Here is a 20,607-nt window from a genome sequence, read left to right as displayed (position 1 = left end):
CGAAACCCGTGCACTGCACAGTGCGCTCCCGATCCCCGCGCCGTTGGCGCGCCCCCTTGCCAAGGGGGCTTCTCCCAGTCACTGCCGGGCAAGCTTCCGAACCGCCCGCGGTGGTATCGCCGGTATCCTTGTCGCATGAGCGACGCCGCACTGCGCATCCTGCACCAGGTCTTCGGCCACGAGGCCTTCCGTGGCCGCCAGGCCGACATCATCGAACACGTGTCCGCCGGCGGCGACGCCCTGGTGCTGATGCCCACCGGCGGCGGCAAGTCGCTGTGCTACCAGGTCCCGGCCCTGCTCCGCGAGGGCTGCGCGATCGTGGTCTCGCCGCTGATCGCGCTGATGCAGGACCAGGTCGAGGCCCTGCGCCAGCTCGGCGTGCGCGCGGCCTTCCTCAACTCAACCCTCGACGGCGCCGAAGCCGCGGCGGTCGAGCGCGGACTGCGCGAGGGCACGCTGGACCTGCTCTACGTCGCCCCCGAGCGCCTGCTGACCCCGCGCTTCATGTCGCTGCTGGATTCCAGCCGCATCGCCCTGTTCGCCATCGACGAGGCGCACTGCGTCTCGCAGTGGGGCCACGATTTCCGCCGCGAGTACCGCGAACTGACCGTGCTCCACGAGCGCTGGCCGCAGGTGCCGCGGATCGCGCTCACCGCCACCGCCGACCCGCCGACCCAGCGCGAGATCGCCGAGCGCCTCCAGCTCGAGGACGCACGCCGCTTCACCAGCTCCTTCGACCGCCCCAACATCCGCTACACCGTGGTCCACAAGGACAACGGCAACCGCCAGCTCCTGGACTTCATCGCCGGCCACCGCGGCGAGGCCGGCATCGTCTACTGCCTGTCGCGGAACAAGGTCGAGAAGACCGCGGCCATGCTGGTCGAGGCCGGCATCGACGCCCTGCCCTACCACGCCGGCCTGGACGCCGTCGTGCGCGCCGCCAACCAGCGCCGCTTCCTGCTCGAGGACGGCGTGGTGGTGGTGGCGACGATCGCCTTCGGCATGGGCATCGACAAGCCCGACGTGCGCTTCGTCGCGCACATGGACCTGCCGAAGTCGATCGAGGGCTACTACCAGGAGACCGGCCGCGCCGGCCGCGATGGCGATCCCGCCGAGGCCTGGATGTGCCACGGCCTGGGCGACGTGGTCCTGCTGCGGCAGATGATCGACCAGTCCGAGGCCGGCGATGAGCGCAAGCGTCTGGAGCACCGCAAGCTCGACGCCCTGGTCGGCTACTGCGAGACCACGCGCTGCCGGCGCCAGGTGCTGCTGGCGAACTTCGGCGAGGAGTACAGCGGCAAGGGCGCCGGCGAGCCCTGCGGCAACTGCGACAACTGCCTGTCGCCGCCGGAGACCTGGGACGCCACGGTGGCGGCGCAGAAGGCACTGTCCTGCGTCTACCGCACCGGGCAGCGCTTCGGCGCCGCGCATCTGATCGACGTGCTGCGCGGCTCGGAGTCCGAGCGGATCCGGCAGTTCGGGCACGACGGCATCAGCACCTGGGGCATCGGCACCGAACTCGATTCACGCGCCTGGCGCGGCGTGTTCCGCCAGCTGGTGGCCGCGGGACTGCTCGAAGTCGATACCGAGGGCTATGGCGGCCTGCGCCTGACCGTGGACAGCCGCGACGTGCTGCAGGGCCGCCGCGAGGTGCTGCTGCGCAAGGAAGCGCCGCGCGCGTCGCGCGGGCGCGGGCGCGACGGCGAGGCGCGCGCGGCGCGCAACGTGGTCGAAGTGGCCCGCGCCGACCAGCCACTGTTCGAGTCACTGCGCGCGATGCGCACGCGGCTGGCGCGCGAACAGGGCGTGCCGCCCTACGTGATCTTCCACGACGCCACCCTGCGCGAGATCGCCCGGCTGCGGCCGCGCACGCCCGGCGACCTGGCGCTGATCGGCGGCATCGGCGCGGGGAAGATCGAGCGTTACGGGGACGAGGTGCTGGACGTGGTTGCGGAAGCGGCAACGGACGCCGCCTGAGTCGAGCGCCGGCGCGGCTGAGGGCCCAACCGTTCCAGCGCAATACCCAGGGCACGATCATCGAACAACCTGCCCTTCCGCTCCGCCGCACCGGGACCGCCATGCCAGTGACGTAGGCCTTCGCGTACGGCAGGCACGGTCGGGGTAACGCGGTCTTTCACCAGCAGCCAGTCCACAGACGCCAGAAGCTCCATGCCGAAAGGCGACTCGAAGCCGTCGATCAAGGCCACCGTGGCTTCCAGTGCCGGCGCGTAATCCTTGGCCTCACTCTTCAGGTAGGCCTGGACGAAGCTTGTGCGTCTATCATCGAACCAGATCACGTCCAGTGGATCGGCATCACCGATGCGCTTGACACTGTGCAGATAGCTGCCATCCAGGCCATCCAGCAGATGTCGCAGACGGTCGGCGTAAGGACCGTACTTGTGCGGTACAAAGCGCAGCTCCAGGGGCGTCAGGCCCGCCTGCTCGATATTGCGTTCGAGGAACCAGGCCAGCTTCTGGATCTCCAGCAGGCTGCATTCCATGCCCAGCACCCAATAGCGGCGCACCAGCTCCGCGATCAGCGCGCGGGCCGGCGTGAGCTTCTCGACCCCGGTACGCTTGGCCACATTCTGGTAATTGCCGGTGGGCTCGAACACGAGGATCTCGGTCTCCAGGCCAGCCAGCATTGTTTCGACGTGTGGTCGTACCTGCACCCATTCCAAGCCGCCGTTACCGGCCCCAAGTGGCGGGATAGCGACTGACTTGACCTGATTCTCGACCAGGAACCGCCGCAGGTCCTGCAGGCCCTCCGTGATCCACTCCATACGCGAATTTCCGCGCCAATGCTGCTTGGTTGGAAAATTGATGATCCAGCGCGGACCGCCCAGCTCGTTGACCTCGGTGATGAACATCCTACCCACCCGCACCTCCTTGGCCTTGCACGCAGCGGCATAGCGACGGAAGTTCTCGGGGAAGCGCTCTTTGAACATCAGCGCGATGCCCTTCCCCATCACACCCACGGTGTTGACGGTATTAACCAGCGCCTCGGCGCGGGCCTCCAGCAGATTGCCTTGAGTGAACGTGATCATCGGAAATACCACCCGGTACGGGCGAAGACCGGCAGGTCCAGGTTGCGGGCCTGGAGTTGACGCTCGAGGACCTGCTTCAAATGGTCCGTGTAGCACACGATGCCGCGCAAGCCGTCGATCGGCAAGTGCCGGTGGACCAGCGCCTCAGCCTGGTAACGCTCGAACTTGGCCGGGTCGTCCGGGTCGCGGCGAAAATCCCTCGCCTGAAGCAAGGGCCAGTCGATCTTGCCGAGGTCAGCCAGGTCGGCGTAAAAGTTTGCCCACTGGTAGTAGGCGTGACTGTCGGTGAACAGGAAAGGCCGGCCCTGCGCGGCGACATGATGCAGGCTGGAGACGAGAATCACGATCTCATCGTTGGGCCGCCGCCGCACGCCACCCCAGCCCGTATGGATATTGCGCAACATCGGCGAGAACGGGGTGAAGTAGAACGGCACGTAGTCGTTCAAGGTCCCGCCCGGCGGCAGTGGTACTGGATGGCTGGCGCGCTTCTCGATCAGCTCCGGACTCCCGATGCTGATCCAGCCCGGAGCCCGCACGCCGCCGTTACCGCAGTGAAGGCCGTTGTCCAGAATCCACGGCAGGTTGTCACGATGGACGATGCGCCAGATCAGCGCTTTGTCCGGATTGAGATTGGGATAGCGCTCAGCCACCGTCGACCTCCACCCCGGCTAGCTGCAGCCGCTCGCCATTTGCCACCAGCCACTGGCGCGCGCGATCCGCCTCGGGGCACAGGCTCTGCACGGTCAGCCAGAACTTTCGCGAATGGTCAGGGACGGCCAAATGCACCATTTCGTGGGTGACGATGTAGCGCAGGACGGCATCCGGAGCCATGACCAGGCGCCAGTTAAACGACAGGTTGCCCAGCGTCGAGCAATTGCCCCACTTGGTGCGCTGGCCCATCACGTAGATGCGGTTGGGCGTGCGCTTCAGGCGCCCGCCCGTGGCCGCCACATGCGCCTCGATATGCTCACGCGCCTGTCTGCGCAGCCAGTTTTCCAGCGAACGGCCAACCGGCGTCTCGCTGTGCGGCGCGCACGTGATGGTGATTGCGCCGTCCTCCAGGGCAACCCTGTTCGGCGCGCGCCAACCTTCGACGCGAACCACGCGTACGGCCACTTCGCTGCCGCGGAATGCGATGCGGCCATCGGCACGCCTGCCGGATCGGCGCGTCGCCAGCAGCTTGCGCGTACGCTCCAGTTGGTCCGCCACCCACGCGCGGTTGTTAGCGACGAAATCGTCCGCCTCGCACGCGTCGCGCCCCTCCGGCAGGACGACCTTGACGCCATCGGGACCCACCTTGATCCGCAGCTTGGTCGCAACGTGCGAGCGGACCAGTCGCCATTGCACAACCCGGCCATCCAGCAGGGTGACGCACCGAACACCGGCGTCGTCGGCTTCAGCCCGGCGCATCGGTGTTCACCAACTCCGACACGGCCGCGGAAACAAAGGGCTCGCCATTGGTATCGAGTCCAAGTTCGGCGTACTGCGGATTCCAGAGTTCGGAGATCAGCGACTGCTCCACCCGCATCCTGCCGCCCTTCCAGTTGCTCCACCCTGATGAGAGAAGCTGGTTGCCGCGCAGATGCTCGACCAGACTTCTTGCGCATTCCGCCAGATAGGCCACATCGTCGTTGGCGACGCGTCCACGGAGCACGGTAAACAGCGCGTACTCCCCCGGCTTGGTCAGGTAGAGCTCCTTCGGCTCCTCGATCCGTTTGACCGCTTCATCCGCGATGTCCTGCAGCTCCTTAAGCCGCTTCTCGGCGGCCTTGTCGGCGGCATCCTTCTGCGCCTTCAGCCGCGCCAGCCGCTCGCCCAAGTGCCGGTAGGTGAAGCCATTGCCGTCGTCTTCGGCCAGCTCCGCAGTCAGGATGGCCTCCAGCGCCGCCGCCTTGTCCGCCGGGCTGGGCAGTTCCTCCAGTTTGGTGATGTAGTCCTTGTCGATCCGGAACACCGGCAGCGATTCGGCCAGGTCCATGAACGTGGTGTTCTGTTCGATCAGTTCCCGTGTCTTGGCAGAAAGCTCGCCGTAGGTGCCGCGCGCGGACGCGCCACGCTGGCGGCGGCGATGGGCAATGTAGACGCTGCACAGCCAGCTGTAGACGTAGCGGTGCTCGTACAGCACCGGATCCGGCGACACCGCTTCCCACAGCCGCTCCAGGCTCTTGAAGTTGTGCTCGAACATCTTGGCCGCATCCGGATCCTTGATCGCCCGCAGGGCGGCCAGCAGGCAATCGCGGGTATCGGCAATGGTGATGCCCTTGAAGCTTTCCATGCAGCGCGCGACTTCGCCCGGCACCGTGGCCCGGAGCTTGTCCCAGTCGATCAGCGCCTCCTCGCGGATGTTCTCGTCGAAGTTCAGCGCCTTGGCCAGGTTGCTGAACACGCCGAAGTAGTCCACCACCACGCCGGTGCGCTTGTTCAGCGCCGGCAGCGGTCGGTTGGTGCGGGCGATGGCCTGCAGCAGGTTGTGGTCGCGCAACGGCTTGTCGAGGTACATGACCTGTTCGATGGGCGCATCGAACCCGGTCAGCAGGCGGTCGCAGACGATCAGGATCTTCAGCGGTGGCCGCCATCGACTGCGGTCCTCGCCGAAGGCCTCGCGGTTGTACGCCTCCCACTGCGTCGGCGTCAGCTTGAAGTATTCGATCAGCTCGTCTTGTTTCTGCTTGCCGTAATGGAAGCGCGCGAGGTCCGGATCGTCGTTCTGCCCTTCGGAGATGATCACCTCGCACCACTGCGGCGGCAGGTCCTTTTCCTTCAGCTTCGCGTCCAGCGCATCCTTGAAGCGGGCGCAGGCGGTACGGTCCACGCCGACCAGCTGCGCCTTGAAGCCGCCCGGATCGGGGTATGCGAGGAAATGCTCCAGCATCTTTCCGACCACGATCTCCACCCGGTCCGGATGGCGGGCCAGCTCCTTCCACTCCGAGCGCTGGCGCTGGATCAGGTCCTTGGCCTCCTCGTCCTCGACTTCCATCTCCTCGCACATCTGCTCGAAGCCGAGGTTGAGCGCTTTTTCATCGACGATGAAAGGCACGCGGTCGCGCTGGTAGTGCACTTCCAAGGTCGCACCATCCTTGATCGCGCGCTTGATGCCGTAGTAGCTGAGGTAGCGCTCCTGCTGGCCATCCACCATCGGGCCGAAATCGCGGTGGGTATTGGTCATGGTGCGGTCGATGGGCGTGCCGGTCAGGCCGAAGCGGAAGGCGTTGGGCAGCTTCACCCGCATGGTCATCGCGTAGCTTGCGGCGGTGTCGCCCTTCTGCGAGCGGTGCGCCTCGTCCACCAGGGTGATGATGTTGTCATCAAGGAGCGGCGCCAGGTCGCCCATCTGCTGGAACGACTGCAGCGTGGTCACGAAGGTGCCGCGCTCGCGGCGCTTGAGAATGCTTTTCAGGTCCTGCACGCCCATCGCCTTGCGCACGTTGGGGAAATCGCAGGCGTCGAAGTCGTCCGAGATCTGGGTCTTCAGATCGCGCCGGTCGACCACGATCAGCACCGTGGGATTCTTCATGTCCGTCTGCCGCCGCAGCTTGTACGCTGCGAACACCATGGTCAGCGACTTGCCCGAGCCCTGCGTATGCCAGATCAGGCCGGTGCGGTCCTGCGCGCTCGCTGGCGTGTCGATCAGGCCCAGGCAACGATCGACGATGTCGTTGACCGCCTCGAACTGCTGGTAGCGCGCCACCTTCTTGACCGTGCGCCCCTGCTTGGTCTCGAACACGGTGAAGTGCTGCAGGAAATCCAGTACCTGCGCCGGCTGCAGGCGCAGCAGGCCCTTGACCGGGAACTCCAGCGGGTCGTCCGGCGTGTCGGCTTCCGGTTCGTTCCACCAGCCCTTCACCTCCGGGTAGCGCGACAGCCACGGCCCCCAGGTGTCCAGATGGCGCTCGATGTCGTCCTTGCCGGCGTCGTGGAACAGCACCGTGCCGTAGCGGAAGGCGTCCTCGTCGGCCGCCACGCAGAACAGGTTGGGCGCGAGCATCAGCGGCGCCTGGCGCTGGTAGCGGTGCAACTGGTGCACGGCCTCGGTCCAGTCCTTGCCGCTGCTGAGATAGCTCTTGTACTCGGCGATCACCAGGGGAATGCCGTTGACCAGCAGCACGGTGTCGTCGCGGCACTGCCTGACGCCCTGCACGCGGTACTGGTTGGTGGCGGTGAAGTCGTTGAGATGCTGGCGTTCGGGCTCGAAGGCGATGAAGTGCACCGTGCGCGCGTCCTCGCCCGGCACCAGCGCGACCTGCACGCCGTCGCGCAGGCGATTGAGCGTCTCGCGATTGGCGGTGAGCCGGTCGGGCGCGTCCATGGTGGTGCGCAGGGCCTTGATCGCCCGCCGCGCCTGATCCGGGGTGGTGACGTGCGGATTGATCCGCAGGATCGCCGCGACCAGCAACTCCTCCACCAGCGGATCGGGCAACGGCCGCTCGAAGGCCGCCATGGCCACCTCGTCGCGGTAGGTCCAGCCCAGGCCCGCATCGCCCGACGTGGCGCTGCCGAGGCCGGACAGCCACTGCAGGATGGGCAGCTCGACGTAGCCGAGTTCGCTCATGCAGCGACCTCTTGCTTGAACAGTGTGGGATCGACGCGGACGCGGCCGGTGAGGAGGTCGTGCGTCAGGGACTTCTTGAGCTCTTCGAGAGCAGCGATAACCGGCGCATGGGAGCGGACACGTTCATCGGCAGCCTCCAGGAGCGCAGCGATCTCGCGCTGCTCGTCAAGCCCCGTCTTGCCAACCGGGATGGGAATCAACACTTTGCCGAGGTTCTTGGCGTTGATGTTGACCTGCTGAACGCCCGGTGTCGCAAACCGCTTGATTCGGCACTGCGCATCATGGGAGCTGAGCAACTGGCCCAAGTAGTAGTTGTCGACCAGTTCCGTGTCTGCGTGCAGACGAATCAGATACGACGCGAATACGGCGGGATCATCCGTGCGATAGATGCCCACCTTTCCGACCCATTCCTGCGAATTGGTGCGATTGAAAAGCACGTCGCCACGCTTCAAAAGATAGCGATCCAGTAGAGCTTGCGGCAAGGTGACGTACTTCAGTCCATCCATCACCACATCACCACGCTGGATGTTGCCCATGCGAAGAATGGGCGTGTGCCCCTTGAGGTGCATCGGCAAGGACAAGCCGTACTCGAAATTTGTGACGACGCCACTCACCGGCCTTACTTCCCATGACTTCGGGATATAGCCAACCGGTGTCTTTCTCTGCGGCTCGCCGCGAGTGCCGGTACTGAACAGCTTCTGCGCAATCGCACGCTTGAGCTCGCTCGCCTGCGAGGCAGCTTCTCGCGCCCGATCAACCGCCGCATCCACCGCATCCAGCACGCGGGCGATGGCGGATTGCTCATCCACGTTTGGCTTCGGAACAAGCAATCGCCGATCGAAAACATCTTCGGGAATGCGCTGTCTTCCAGTCGATCCCTCCATTCTTGCCGTTGCGCGGCCTCGCACGTCATGCGAACAGAGAAGGTGAAAAAGAAAACGCGGATCAGCTTCCTCACGCGGTGACAGGACGATGAACTCGGTAGAACCCAGTCCTGTCTCGCCCGGCATACCCGAAACCATTGCAATCTTGCCGTTCTCTGGACAAGGCGTGATCTTGGCGAAAAGCGTGTCGTCGAGCTTGAAACGGGCAAGGCCAGAGCCTTCCAGACGCCGCGAATCCCACTTCAGGATTCCTCCGAAGTTCTCGCCGACAGCAGCCATTTCAAGGAACGGGTATTCGATACCTTTCTTGACCGGATAGCGTGGATTTTGTTCTGCCAACGCACTGATCGGGGTTTTCGGCCATTCGCCAACGGCATCCGGAAAACAGTCATGCTGCATAGCCAATCGCCTTCAGCAAATCGCCAAGTCGCGCTTCTGCGTCGGCGAGATCGCCTTGCGCATCCCGCAGCGCCTTCAGCGCATCCTTAACTTCTACCCGCGGTTCCGGCTCAAAGGTATCCACATAGCGCGGGATATTGAGGTTGAATTCGTTCTCCCCGATCTCGTCGAGACCGACCACGCGTGCGTGCTTGAGCAGCTCGTCCGGATCGCCGTAGAGCGCGCCCAGTTCCTGCCCGGTCGCGTCCACGTCGCGGCGGTCATCTTCTGCACGGCGGCGGGCCTCGGCGATCTTCTCGTCGCGCTCGGCGATCTTCGCCGCCGCCTTGTCGCGCTGGCCCCGGAGCTTCTCGACCGCAGCCTTGGCCTTTGTCTTCTCCGTTTTGGCCTTGATCTTCGAAAATTCCGCTTGCTTTGTGGCCAGCTCGGCTTCCAGCCTGGCCAGGCGCGCCGCAGCGTCGGCGTACCAGACTTCCAGCCGCTCCACCTCTTCATGCTCGCGCATGTTGATCTGTTCGCGGATGCGCTTGCTGTGCTTTGCCACCAGCTTCGGCACCTTCGCCGCATCGCCATAGGCCTGCATGTGCACCAGGATGCGCATCACGTCCTGCGGGCGCAGTTCGTTCTGGTTGGACAGCTCGCGGTAGTGGCGCGCGGCATAGACTAGCAGCACCTTGTCGCGGCGCGCCCTGGGGCGGTGTCGGTTGAGAATCAGCAGGCAGGCGGGCACGCCGGCGCCGTAGAACACGTTGAGCGGCAGCGAGATCACCGCGTCGATCAGGCCCGACTCCAGCAGGGTGCGGCGGATCAGGTGCTCGTCGTCGGCCTTGCGGCGCTTGATCTTCGGCTCGCCCTTGGCGTCGAACTCGCCGGTCTCCTCCTCCACCTCCGGCTGGCCGCGGAACAGCACGCCCTGCGGGCAGACGATGCCGGCGCGGCCCCTGGCGTTGAGCGAGGCCAGGATGTGCAGGATGAAGGCGTAGTCGCCATAGCCGGCGGGCGGGGCCTTGAACGGGGTGCCTCGGCCGAAGCGTCCGTAGGCGTCCTTGAAACCTTCCTTGCCGAAGATTTCCTTCTTGAGCTTGTCTTTCTTCTTCTTGTCGTCCGTCTGCTGCTCGGGCTTGAGCCACCAGAACTCGTCGGAGAACGGAAAATTGGCCAGCACCAGCGAGAACTGGCGCAGCTTGCCGTCGCCCTCCTTGAACGCCGGGTCGGTGATGGTGGAGACGCCGGCCTTGATCTCGGCCTCCAAGCCGTGCAGCACGGAGTTGATCTTGCCGATGGCGGCATTGCCCCAGTTCATCTCCTGTCCGAAGTACTGGGCGCTGGTGGCGTGATGGCCGGCCTCGCGCAGGAAGCCGGCCGAATGCACAAGCATGCCGCCGCTGCCGCAGGTGGGGTCATAAATAGTGTCGCCGGGCTGCGGCTCCAGGATGCGCACCAGCGTGTCCACCACTTCCGGCGGGGTGAAGAACTCGCCGGCCTTGGCGCCGGCGTCGTCGGCGAACTGCTTGATCAGGTATTCGTAGGCGTGGCCGAGCACGTCCGCCGGCACGCTGGCGTTGGACAGGTCGTGGGCGTCGAAGTGCTGGATCAGCGCGTGCACCACCTCGTTGGGGATCAGCGGCTTGCCGGAGCCGTCGGGCGCAGGCTGGGCCCAGTCCACGGTGAACACGCCCTTGAGCTCATCGTTGGCGTTGGCCACGCCGCGCATGGCCCGGGTCAGCGTTTCGCCGAGCTGGGTGGACGCGGCCAGCACGTCGCCCCAGCGGCAGCCTTCGGGGATGGCGTAGCGGTGCTCGCCGCGGGCGCGATAGACCGCCTTCTGCTCCTCGGTGAAGCTGCGTCGCTGCTGGCGTTCCTGCTCGGCGATGGCGTCGTCGGCCTCGTTCTCCCACTGGTCGCACAGCCGCTTGTAGAACATCAGCGACAGGATGTAGTTCTTGTAGTCCTGGCCGGCGGTCTTGCCGCGCAGGATGTTAGCGGCGCCCCATAGGTGGGTTTCGAGTTGTTGCTGGGTCAGTTTCATTCCGGGGTCTTCTGCAGGTTGCCCATGATCACGGGCAGATCAGTTCAAGCTTCGGATAACAAGTGCGATAACGCTTCGCATCCCGCGTCAGCAGCGCCATGCCCTCGATGGCGGCATGCGCACCGATGTGGAAGTCAGGCAGCGGCGAGCTCCGTGCGCCCTTGGCGCGGCGGTACTGCAGGAAGGCCTTGCCGGCCAGGAAGCCCGCCTCCCACGGCAGCTCCAGCCGGGTGAAGGCATCGGGCGACAGCGCCTCGTCCAGTTCCTCGATACGCTCGAAGCCCACCGAGACCTCGGCATAGATGATGGGGTTGATGCACAGCTCGGCACCGGTGGCGCAGGCATCGAGCTGCGCCGCCGACCATCCGTACCAGTCCGGATCGTCCGTCAGCACGTCCAGCAGGACGTTGGCGTCCACCAGCACGCGCCGGCCCGCGCCCGGCGCCGCTTCGGGCGCATCAGGCGCCACGGGTCAGCTTCATGATCTCGTCGGTGCCCATCCGCGCCGTCGCGCGGCCGCGCAGGCGGGCGGCCAGACTGCCGCGGCGGGCCTTCGGCGGATGGGCGATGGTGGTCTCGGCCTCGCGCAGTGCGGCTTCGCGCACGAAGGTGGCCACCGGCAGGCCGTGCAGTTCGGCGGCGCGGCGCAGGCGGTTCTTGTCCTCGACGCTCAGGCGCAGGTCGAGACGATCAGCGGTTGCGGTCATGGCGGGCCTCCTTGTACGGCATCGTACCGTACGGACGCCTTGGAGAGCCACGTTGCGGATCCAGCGACTGGTGGGCCGTGCTGGATTCGAACCAGCGACCAGCGGATTAAAAGTCCGATGCTCTACCGACTGAGCTAACGGCCCCACGCAGACCGCGAATTATGTCACGCCATGGTCGGAGCTGCCGCGGGTGACCCGGGTCAAGGCCGGTGCGGCGGCGATGCCGGATACTGCCGGCATGCTCCGCGACGCTCCGACGCCAGGGCCGGACGGCCAGCCGCTCCACCTTCCCGACGTGGCCGGCATCACCCGTCTCGTGCACGCCTTCTACGCCCGGGCGCGGGTGGACTGGCTGCTGGGTCCGGTGTTCGAGGCCGCCGTCGAGGACTGGGACGAGCACCTGGACACGCTGGTGCGTTTCTGGGCGTCGGTGCTGCTGCGTGCCGGAAGCTATCGCGGCAACCCGATGTCGGCGCACCGGCCGCTGGGGCTGGACGACCAGCACTTCGCGCGCTGGCTGGCGCTGTGGGACCGCACCGCGCGCGAGGTGCTGCCGCGGGAGCAGGCGCGGCATGTCTTCGAGACCGCGGAGCGCATCGGCCGCTCGCTTCGCATCGGTCTGGAAATCGATCCGCTGCGACGCCTGCGCCGCGCCGGGGATACCGACTGCGACCACCGACGCGGCGGCGCGTGACCGGGCGCGGCCAGGCGAGGTGCCGGCGACAAGGATCGCGCGCCGCTGCCGCCGGGCGCGGTCAGCCCGCGTAGCGCGTCGTGTCCTCCGCCCCCGCGGCGGCGAAGCCCTCGGCGCGCAGCACGCAGGCGTCGCAGTGGCCGCAGGCGCGGCCTTCGGCGTCGGCGCTGTAGCAGGACACGGTCTTCGAGAAATCCACGCCGAGGCGCAAGCCTTCGCGCACGATGTCGGCCTTCGACAGGTGCTGCAGCGGCGCATGCACGCGGATCCCGGCACCGTCCACGCCGGCCTTGGTGGCCAGGTTCGCCAGCCGCTCGAAGGCGTCGATGAACTCCGGCCGGCAGTCGGGATAGCCGGAATAGTCGACCGCGTTGACGCCGCAGAAGATGTCCGCCGCGCCGAGCACTTCGGCCCAGCCGAGCGCGATCGACAGCATGATGGTGTTGCGCGCCGGCACGTAGGTCACCGGAATGCCGGCGCTGCCGGCCTCGGGCACGTCGATGTCGGCGGTCAGCGCCGAGCCGCCGATCGCGCGCAGGTCCACGGCGACCACCTTGTGGGCGGCCGCACCCTGTGCGGCCGCCAGGGCGGCGGCGGCGTCGAGCTCGGACGTATGACGCTGTCCGTAGGCGACGCTCAGCGCGTGCACGGCGAAACCCTGCTCGCGCGCGATGGCCAGGACCACGGCGGAATCCATGCCGCCCGACACCAGTACGACTGCCTTCTTCAACGGGGTGCTCCAGGGGGGATGCGGGACGGCCTCAGCGTCCGGGTTCGTCGTTCCAGAGGATCTTGTGCAGCTGCACCTGGAACCGCACCGGCAGCCGGTCGGCCACGATCCAGTCCGCGAGCTCGCGCGCATCCAGCTCCGACTTGCTGGGCGAAAACAGCACGTCGCAGCGCTGGTGGATCGCATGCTCGGCCACCATCCCGCGCGCCCACTCGTAGTCCGCGCGGTTGCAGATCACGAACTTGACCTGGTCATTCGGCGTGAGCAGTCCGAGGTTGGACCAGAGGTTGCGGCCCTCTTCTCCCGAACCCGGCGTCTTGATGTCGAGCACCCGCGAGACGCGTGGGTCGACGTCGCCGATGTCGATCGCGCCGGAGGTTTCCAGCGAGACCACGTACCCGGCGTCGCACAGCCGCTGCAGCAGCCCGATGCATCGTTTCTGCGCCAGCGGCTCGCCGCCGGTCACGCAGACGTGGCGCACGCCGTGGCTCTCCACTTCGGCCAGGATCGCGTCGATCTCGCGCCATTCGCCGCCGTGGAAGGCGTAGGCGGTATCGCAATAGGTGCAGCGCAACGGGCAGCCGGTCAGGCGCACGAACACGGTCGGCCAGCCGGCGTCGCGCGCCTCGCCCTGGAGCGACAGGAAGATCTCGGTGATGCGGAGCCGGTCCGGGACCGCGGCCAGAGCCGCGCCGGACTCGGCGGAAGGGGTATCCATGGCCTGGATTGTAACGCGTCGCCGGCGCGTGTCCGGCCGCTGGCCTGCGCGCGCGGGCCCGCAGGAACGGCGCGCCGTACGGCCGCGCCACGTCGTCGAAGCTCAGCGCAGGCTGTTCAGCCGGATCGAGCGCAGGCGGTCTTCGGCGGTGCGCGCGGCGTCGGTGCCGGGATACTTCTCGGTGACGCGCGCGAGGGTGGCTTCCGCGGCCGCCAGGTCACGGCGCCCGTACTGCGAGAGACCGACCTTGAGCAGGGATCCCGGCGCCTTGTCGTGGGTCGGGTAGCGCTGCAGGATCGCTTCGAACTGTGCCTGGGCGCTCGCGTAGTCCTGGGTGACGTAGTAGCTCTCGCCCAGCCAGTACAGGGCGTTGGGGGCGTAGATGCCGGTCGGATACAGCCGCAGGAACTCGCTGAACAGCCGGGCCGAGGCCTCGTAATCCCCGCCGCGCAGGGCGGCGAAGGCGGTCTCGTAGGCACTGCGCTCATCGGCGGCGTTGGCCAGCAGGCCGGCGTCGCCGGCCACGATCGGCGCACTGTCGGCAGGTGTCGGCGCCGGCGCCGCGGCCGCACCCCGAGCCTGTGCGGACCCGCCCTCCGCCGGCAGCCGCGCGGCCGGGGCGCCATTGGCCGCGGCCTGCGCGCCGGCGTCCGCCGGCACCCCGCCCTCCAGGCGGTTCAGGCGGTCGTCGACGTCCAGGTACTGGTTGCGGACGCTGGTTTCCAGCGTGCGGTTCTGCTGCTGCAGCTCCTCGACCTGGCCACGCAGCGAGCGCACTTCGTCGCGCAGCGCGGTGATCTGGTTGAGGAGTTCGATATTGCCCTGGTTGCCCGCGGCCTGCGCCTCGAGCGCGGCCACGCGCTCGCCGAGGCTGGCGCGCTGGGCGGCGGCCGGCGGCGCCATGAAGGCGGCGGACGCGGCAAGGGCGAGGACGATGCGGGCGGTGGGATGACTGCGGGTCATGGCAGGGACGCCTGTTTCACGGACTCTGGAAAGACAATCGGCAGCTGGCGGGGTTCCCGCCAGCTGCCGACGTGCTGCTTGCCTGTACCGCCGGTTCAGCGGGCGGTATAGGTGATCTCGACGCGGCGGTTCTGGGCCCAGCAGTCCTCGTTCGAGGCGGTGCAGGTCGGGCGCTCCTCGCCGTAGCTGGTCACCGTCTGCTGGCCGGCCGAACCACCGTTGGCCTGCAGCGCGGACGACACGGCATTGCCGCGGCGCTCGCCCAGACCGAGGTTGTAGTCGCGGCTGCCGCGCTCGTCGGCATGGCCTTCGAGGGTGATGCGGGCCGAGGGACGGTCACGCAGGTACTTGGCGTGGCAAGCCATGGCCGCCTGGAACTCGGGGCGCAGGGCATCCTGGTCGAAATCGAAATAGATCGTGCGCTGGCGCAGGCAGGCATCGGTATCCAGGTCCTCGGGACCGTAGACGCCCGTGGTGGCGGCCGGCTGGGTGGTGGCGGGGGCGGTCGGGGTAGCGACCGGCGGCTCTTCCTTGACCTTCTTGGAGCATGCAACGGCGGCCGTGCAGAGCAGAGCCATGAGCAGTACGCGGGTTGGGGTATTCATCTGTCGTCGATCCTTCTGCGGATGGGCAGTGCATTCATATTGCTGTATCGGCCGTGCACGGAATATTAACGTTCGCGGTACGGCCCCCACGCCGGCTCGCGGACGTTCCCGTCGGCAAGCACAAGCCGCTGGCGGACGCGTCCGTCGGCGGAAACGGCATACAGGACTCCCCTGGTGCCCTCCCTTCCCGCATACAGGACCATGCTGGCGTTCGGTGCGAAGCTCGGCGATTCATCGAGCGACCCCGGCGACAGCGTGGACCAGCGCGGCGTGCCGAGGCTGCGGTCCAGCAACGCAATACGATATACGTTCCCTGAACCCTGCGCCACGGCGATCTTCGCGCCGTCGAAGGACACGGTGGGGCTGGCGTTGTAGCTGCCCTGGAAGGTCACCCGGCTGGCGCTGCCGCCGCCGGCCGGAACCTGGTAGACCTGCGGCCGTCCGCCGCGGTCGGAAGTGAAGTAGATGCTGGCGCCGTCGGCGCTCCAGGTGGGCTCGGTGTCGATGCCCATCTCGTTGGTCAGCTGGGTCAGGGCCCTGCTCGCCAGGTCCATGACGTAGATCTCGGGGCTGCCGCTGCGCGACAGGGTCAGCGCCAGCCTGCTGCCGTCGGGGGAGAACGCCGGCGAGCTGTTGATGCCGCGGAAGCTGGCCACCCGCTCGCGGGCGCCGGTGGCGAGGTCCTGGATGTAGATGGCCGAGTTCTGGTTGTGCTCGAAGGAGACATAGGCCAGCCGGCGGCCGTCCGGGCTCCAGTCCGGCGACATCAGCGGCTCGGTCGAACGCACCACCACCTGCGGGTTGTGGCCGTCGGCGTCGGCGACCATCAGCGCATAGTTGATGTTCTCGCCGGTGCCGGTGGAGGTCACGTAGGCGATCCGGGTCCAGAACGCGCCGCGCACCCCGAGGATCTTCTCGTAGATGGCATCGGCCATCTGGTGGGCGACGTCGCGCATCGCGTTGGCGCGGCCGGTCATGGCGATGCCCAGCAGGCGCTCCTGCTTCGCCACGTCGAACAGCTCGTACTCGACGCGGTAGGCGCCGCCGCCGGCGTCGACCACGCGGCCGACCACCAGGAAATCCTGCTGCAGCATGCGCCAGGTCGCGTAGTCGACTTCGCTGCCACGCGTGGGCCGGTCGATCATGTCCTGCTCGGGCAGGCCGCGGAACTGGCCGGAGCGCGCCAGGTCCTCGCGGACCACGCGGGCGACATCGGTATCCGGCGGCGTGCCGGCGCCCTGGTAGGGCATGGGCACCACCGCGATCGGCAGCGCCTGCGGGTTGCCGCCGACGATGTCGATCTCGAGGCCGCCCTGTTGCGCCGCGGCGGCGAACGGCAGGAGGAGTGCGAGGCAGGCGGCGAACCACGCGCGCGTGGTCGTGCTCGTCCGGCGTTGGAATGGGGTCATACCGGGCTCCGGGAAATGGCGGCAAAGGGTGACAGCATGGCCGTGAAGGCGCTCACAAGGATGAATGGATCCGGGACGCGCGGGCATGCGGAGACGCCGCGTCCCCCGGCTACCGGTCCTGCGCCTCGAAGTTGAGATTGAGGGTCCGGTTGAAAACGGACTCGAAGCCGGCATAGGGCAGCGGCTGCGCCTTGAGGACCGCCGCTTCCACCGAGCGCCGGCCGAGGTCGTCGAACGGACAGGTCGGCGAGACCTCGACCCGGACCACCGTGCCGCCACGCACCTGGGTGATGACGATGCGGCACTTCTGCCCGAGCGGAACGTTCTCCGGCCGCGTCCAGTTGCGCAGGATGGCTTCCTGGATCGCGGCCGCATAGCGGGCGGAGAGGCCCGGGTCCACGCCCTGGTTGCCGGGTGGCGGCGTGCCGGCCGCGGGGGCCGGGTCCGGGGCCTGCTCGGCCCGGCTCTGCGCGATCCGCTCCAGCCGCCGCTCCGCCTCTCGTTGCTCGCGCTGTGCCTGCTCGCGCTGCCGGCGGATCTCGGCGAGCTTCTGCTCGGCAAGCCGGCGCTTCTGCTCGGCCTCCTCCTGGCGCTTGCGCTCGGTCAGGTCGATCTGCTCCTGGCGGCGCTTCGCTTCCTGCTCGCGCTCGGCGGTCTCGCGTGCGATGGCATCGCGGCGCACCGCCTCCTGGTCCACGGGCGAGGGCTCGGGCACCTGCACCTGGGGCGTCGGCTGCGGCTCGACCGGGGCGTCCTCGGGCAGCGGCACCGGGATCGGCTGCGGCTCGGGCGTCGCGTCCTCGACCACGACCGGCTCCGGTTCCGGGACGGGCAAGGGCTCGGGCGGAACCGGTTCGGGCCGCCGCTGCAGCGTGCGCTGCATCGCCGGCGACAGGTCGCTGACGTCGATCAGCTCGGCGCTGATCGGCGACCCGGCCGCGGACAGCGGCGCCGCGCTGCGCGTCCACCACAGGCCGGCGAACATCAGCGCGAACAGCGCGACGTGGAGCAGCAGGGCCAGCACCACCGCGCGCGTGGTATCGGCGCGTTGCTCTCGCATCAGCGGGTGCCGTCCTGCCTGGGCTGGCTCATCAGGCCGACGCGCTCGACGCCGGCGTTCTGCAGCAGCACCATCGCGTCCATCACGTTCTGGTAGCTGCCGGCGCCGTCGGCGGCGACGTAGACCGCCACGTCCGGATTGTTCGCCACGAGCGCGCGGACCCGGGCGCCCAGGGTGTCCACGTCGACGGCCTGGTTGTTCCCGGTCTCGATGGCCAGGAAATAGTTGCCGTCGCGATCCACGCTCACCACCACCGGATCCTTCTGCTCGGTGATCGACTTGGCGTTTGACTCGGGCAGCTGCACGTCCACGCCCAGGTTCATCAGCGGCGCGGTGACCATGAAGATGATCAGCAGCACGAGCATCACGTCGATGTAGGGCACGACGTTGATCTCGTTCTTGAGTTTGCGGCGCTTGCCGCGGCGGGCACGGACGCTCATCGGATCAGGCCTCGCCGGCCGAGGACTGGCGCTCCAGGATCGAGGAGAACTCATCGGAGAAGGCGTCGTAGCGCCCGGCGATGCGCTCGACCTTGGTCGCGAAGCGGTTGTAGGCCCAGACCGCCGGGATCGCCGCGAACAGGCCCATGGCGGTCGCGATCAGCGCCTCGGAAATGCCCGGCGCCACGCTGGCGATGGTCGCTTCCTTGACGTTGGCCAGGCCCTGGAAGGCGATCATGATGCCCCAGACCGTTCCCAGAAGGCCGACATAGGGCGCGATCGAGCCGACGTTGGCGAGGAACTCGAGGTTGTGCTCGAGGTCGTCCAGTTCGCGCGAGCTGGCCACGCGCATGCCGCGCTGGGCGCCTTCCAGCTTCACCCGGCTGTCGGCGCCGCGACGCTGGCCGCTGCGGCTGTACTCGCGGAAGCCGGCCTCGAAGATCGACTCCAGGCCCTCGACCTCGCGGTTGCGCTCGCTGGCGGCGCTGTAGAGCTTGCCGAGGTCGGCGCCGGACCAGAAGCGCTCCTCGAAGCGGTCGGCTTCCTTCTCGGCGCGGTCGAGCATCCGCTTCTTGCGGAAGATGATCACCCACGAGGCGATCGACGCAAACAGCAGGAGCAGCATCACCAGCTGCACCGGCAGCGAGGCGTGCAGGATCAGCTGGACGAGGTCGAGTTCGCCGCCGGCGGCCGGAACGGCCGCGGCCTGGTTCACGGCGTCGGCCGCCAGCGCCACGCTGTCGGCCGGGGCCTCCTCGGGCAGGGGTTCCACGCTGCTCGCCTGCATCAGGATGGCCGTTGCACTCATCGATCTTGCTCCGCGTTCGATTCCAGGGATTTGAATTGTCCGTACAGCTCGTCCGGCAGCGCCCGTGGCCGGAAGCTGCGCGCGTCGATCGCCGCAACCCGCACCTGCGCCGTGGCCAGCACCTCGCCCTCGCACCGCACTTCCTGTGCGAACTCGACGCTGGCCCGGCGCACCCGCGCCAGCGCCACGGTGACCCCGAGCGCGTCGTCCAGGCGAGCGGGCCGGCGGAAGTCGAGCTGCATGTCGCGCACGGCGAACACCAGGTCGAGCCCGTCGATCAGGGCCTGCTGCCCGTAGCCGAGGCTGCGCATCCATTCGCTGCGCGCGCGTTCGAGGAAGGCCACGTACCGGGCGTGGTACACCACGCCGCCGGCGTCGGTATCTTCCCAGTAGACCCTGGCAGGGAGGATGAACAGAGGCGAACCGGAGGCGTTCAGAACAATCCCTCCGCAGCCTGGTCACGCGGCTGCAGCCCCAGGTGGCGCCACGCCTTCTGCGTGGCCATGCGCCCGCGCGCGGTGCGCACCAGGAAGCCCTGCTGGATCAGGTAGGGTTCGATCACGTCCTCGAGCGTGCCGCGCTCCTCGCTCAGCGCCGCGGCGAGCGACTCCACGCCCACCGGGCCGCCGTCGAAGTTCTCGATGATGAGGTTGAGCAGGCGCCGGTCGAGGTCGTCGAAGCCTTCCGGGTCGACCTTGAGCATCTGCATGGCGGCCGCGGCCACCGGCGTGTCGATGCGCCCGCCGGCGCGGACCTGCGCGAAGTCGCGCACCCGCCGCAGCAGGCGGTTGGCGATGCGCGGCGTGCCGCGCGAACGGCGTGCGATCTCGGCGGCCCCTTCGGCCTCGCAGTCGATGCCCAGGATCTGCGCCGAGCGGCGCACGATCCGCGTCAGCTCCTCGGCGCTGTAGAACTCCAGCCGCTGGACGATGCCGAAGCGGTCGCGCAGGGGCGCGGTCAGCAGCCCCGCGCGGGTGGTGGCGCCGATCAGGGTGAACGGTGGCAGGTCGAGCTTGATCGAGCGCGCCGCGGGACCCTCGCCGATCATGATGTCGATCTGGAAGTCCTCCATCGCCGGGTACAGCACCTCCTCGACCACGGGCGAGAGCCGGTGGATCTCGTCGATGAAGAGCACGTCGTGTGGCTGCAGGTTGGTCAGCAGCGCCGCCAGGTCCCCGGCCTTCTCGATCACCGGGCCGGAAGTGACCCGCAGGCCGACGCCGAGCTCGTTGGCGATCACGTGGCTGAGGGTGGTCTTGCCCAGCCCCGGCGGGCCGAAGATCAGGACATGGTCCATGGCCTCGCCCCGGCGCTTCGCGGCCTCGATGTAGATCGACATCTGCTCGCGCACGGGCTTCTGCCCGAGGTAGTCATCCAGCCGCTGGGGGCGGATCGAGGCCTCGATGGCGGCGTCCTCGCGGGTGGCCCCGCCGCCGATGATCCGCTCTTCGCTCATGGCGCCATGTTCTCACGCCGGCCGGCGCGCGGGCACCTCCGTTTCCACGGACTGCAGGAGCGGCTATAGCCGCGAACGGGACTCCTCGCCGTCGCGGCTGTAGCCCAGC

20 protein-coding genes and 1 tRNA gene are annotated in these 20,607 nt (G+C 67.8%); 2 read left to right on the top strand and 19 right to left on the bottom strand.

The window, feature by feature from the left end; genetic code table 11:
* Positions 1-135: 135 nt before the first annotated feature.
* Positions 136-1,977, top strand: coding sequence for a DNA helicase RecQ (gene recQ, locus FPZ22_RS10190; RefSeq protein WP_144892683.1), 1,842 nt, complete (start codon positions 136-138; stop codon positions 1,975-1,977).
* Here the strand turns inward: recQ and darG are convergent.
* From darG to FPZ22_RS10145, 9 genes are all read right to left on the bottom strand, one after another.
* Positions 1,923-3,047 carry a type II toxin-antitoxin system antitoxin DNA ADP-ribosyl glycohydrolase DarG gene (darG, locus tag FPZ22_RS10185; RefSeq protein WP_144892681.1) on the bottom strand — a complete coding sequence of 375 codons (1,125 nt, stop codon included), beginning with the start codon at positions 3,045-3,047 and terminating at the stop codon, positions 1,923-1,925. The two genes, recQ and darG, sit on opposite strands and share 55 nt — an antisense overlap.
* A complete protein-coding gene (gene darT, locus FPZ22_RS10180) occupies positions 3,044-3,697 on the bottom strand; it encodes a type II toxin-antitoxin system toxin DNA ADP-ribosyl transferase DarT (protein ID WP_144892679.1) in 654 nt (217 codons plus the stop codon). The genes darG and darT overlap by 4 nt, the downstream gene beginning before the upstream one ends.
* Positions 3,690-4,457, bottom strand: a complete 768-nt coding sequence (locus FPZ22_RS10175) for a M48 family metallopeptidase (protein ID WP_144892677.1) — start codon at positions 4,455-4,457, stop codon at positions 3,690-3,692. Before FPZ22_RS10175 ends, darT begins: the two co-directional genes overlap by 8 nt.
* Positions 4,444-7,596, bottom strand: coding sequence for a type I restriction endonuclease subunit R (locus tag FPZ22_RS10170; protein ID WP_144892675.1), 3,153 nt, complete (start codon positions 7,594-7,596; stop codon positions 4,444-4,446). Before FPZ22_RS10170 ends, FPZ22_RS10175 begins: the two co-directional genes overlap by 14 nt.
* Positions 7,593-8,879, bottom strand: coding sequence for a restriction endonuclease subunit S (locus FPZ22_RS10165; protein WP_144892673.1), 1,287 nt, complete (start codon positions 8,877-8,879; stop codon positions 7,593-7,595). The genes FPZ22_RS10170 and FPZ22_RS10165 overlap by 4 nt, the downstream gene beginning before the upstream one ends.
* Positions 8,869-10,908 (bottom strand): type I restriction-modification system subunit M, encoded by a 2,040-nt coding sequence (locus FPZ22_RS10160; protein ID WP_144892670.1) that lies wholly within the window; start codon positions 10,906-10,908, stop codon positions 8,869-8,871. The genes FPZ22_RS10165 and FPZ22_RS10160 overlap by 11 nt, the downstream gene beginning before the upstream one ends.
* 28 nt (positions 10,909-10,936) lie before the next feature.
* Positions 10,937-11,377 carry a type II toxin-antitoxin system VapC family toxin gene (locus tag FPZ22_RS10155; protein ID WP_144892668.1) on the bottom strand — a complete coding sequence of 147 codons (441 nt, stop codon included), beginning with the start codon at positions 11,375-11,377 and terminating at the stop codon, positions 10,937-10,939.
* Positions 11,367-11,615, bottom strand: a complete 249-nt coding sequence (locus tag FPZ22_RS10150) for a type II toxin -antitoxin system TacA 1-like antitoxin (protein WP_144892666.1) — start codon at positions 11,613-11,615, stop codon at positions 11,367-11,369. The genes FPZ22_RS10155 and FPZ22_RS10150 overlap by 11 nt, the downstream gene beginning before the upstream one ends.
* Before the next feature lie 68 nt (positions 11,616-11,683).
* Positions 11,684-11,759, bottom strand: a tRNA-Lys gene (locus FPZ22_RS10145).
* Positions 11,760-11,805: 46 nt separating this feature from the next.
* On the opposite strand from FPZ22_RS10145, the gene FPZ22_RS10140 reads away from it, so the two are divergent.
* Positions 11,806-12,309 carry a group III truncated hemoglobin gene (locus FPZ22_RS10140; protein WP_246120689.1) on the top strand — a complete coding sequence of 168 codons (504 nt, stop codon included), beginning with the start codon at positions 11,806-11,808 and terminating at the stop codon, positions 12,307-12,309.
* A 61-nt stretch (positions 12,310-12,370) separates the two neighbouring features.
* Here the strand turns inward: FPZ22_RS10140 and queC are convergent, their stop codons facing one another.
* The 10 genes from queC to ruvB form a co-directional block, all read right to left on the bottom strand.
* A complete protein-coding gene (queC, locus tag FPZ22_RS10135) occupies positions 12,371-13,039 on the bottom strand; it encodes a 7-cyano-7-deazaguanine synthase QueC (RefSeq protein ID WP_144892664.1) in 669 nt (222 codons plus the stop codon).
* Between the two features lie 31 nt (positions 13,040-13,070).
* On the bottom strand, positions 13,071-13,757 hold the full coding sequence (queE, locus tag FPZ22_RS10130) for a 7-carboxy-7-deazaguanine synthase QueE (protein ID WP_144892663.1): 687 nt from the start codon (positions 13,755-13,757) through the stop codon (positions 13,071-13,073).
* Positions 13,758-13,859: 102 nt separating this feature from the next.
* Entirely contained in the window at positions 13,860-14,720 is an 861-nt protein-coding gene (gene ybgF, locus FPZ22_RS10125; protein WP_144892661.1) for a tol-pal system protein YbgF, read from the bottom strand.
* A gap of 95 nt (positions 14,721-14,815) precedes the next feature.
* Complete coding sequence (gene pal / locus FPZ22_RS10120; protein ID WP_144892659.1) at positions 14,816-15,325, bottom strand: peptidoglycan-associated lipoprotein Pal; 510 nt, start codon at positions 15,323-15,325, stop codon at positions 14,816-14,818.
* 65 nt (positions 15,326-15,390) lie between these two features.
* Positions 15,391-16,734, bottom strand: coding sequence for a Tol-Pal system beta propeller repeat protein TolB (tolB, locus tag FPZ22_RS10115; protein ID WP_144892657.1), 1,344 nt, complete (start codon positions 16,732-16,734; stop codon positions 15,391-15,393).
* A 109-nt stretch (positions 16,735-16,843) separates the two neighbouring features.
* Entirely contained in the window at positions 16,844-17,794 is a 951-nt protein-coding gene (locus FPZ22_RS10110) for a TonB C-terminal domain-containing protein (RefSeq protein ID WP_144892655.1), read from the bottom strand.
* Positions 17,794-18,234, bottom strand: coding sequence for a protein TolR (gene tolR, locus FPZ22_RS10105; RefSeq protein ID WP_144892653.1), 441 nt, complete (start codon positions 18,232-18,234; stop codon positions 17,794-17,796). The genes FPZ22_RS10110 and tolR overlap by 1 nt, the downstream gene beginning before the upstream one ends.
* A gap of 4 nt (positions 18,235-18,238) precedes the next feature.
* Positions 18,239-19,042, bottom strand: coding sequence for a protein TolQ (tolQ, locus tag FPZ22_RS10100; protein WP_144892651.1), 804 nt, complete (start codon positions 19,040-19,042; stop codon positions 18,239-18,241).
* The gene (gene ybgC, locus FPZ22_RS10095) at positions 19,039-19,485 is read right to left on the bottom strand and encodes a tol-pal system-associated acyl-CoA thioesterase (protein ID WP_144892649.1); all 447 of its coding nucleotides are present in this window, start codon (positions 19,483-19,485) and stop codon (positions 19,039-19,041) included. Before ybgC ends, tolQ begins: the two co-directional genes overlap by 4 nt.
* Positions 19,476-20,498, bottom strand: a complete 1,023-nt coding sequence (gene ruvB, locus FPZ22_RS10090; RefSeq protein ID WP_144892647.1) for a Holliday junction branch migration DNA helicase RuvB — start codon at positions 20,496-20,498, stop codon at positions 19,476-19,478. Before ruvB ends, ybgC begins: the two co-directional genes overlap by 10 nt.
* Between the last annotated feature and the right edge of the window lie 109 nt (positions 20,499-20,607).

Origin of the sequence: Luteimonas granuli, assembly GCF_007795095.1 — a bacterium.
Classification (GTDB): domain Bacteria; phylum Pseudomonadota; class Gammaproteobacteria; order Xanthomonadales; family Xanthomonadaceae; genus Luteimonas; species Luteimonas granuli.
This window is presented reverse-complemented; position numbering and strand designations above follow the sequence as displayed.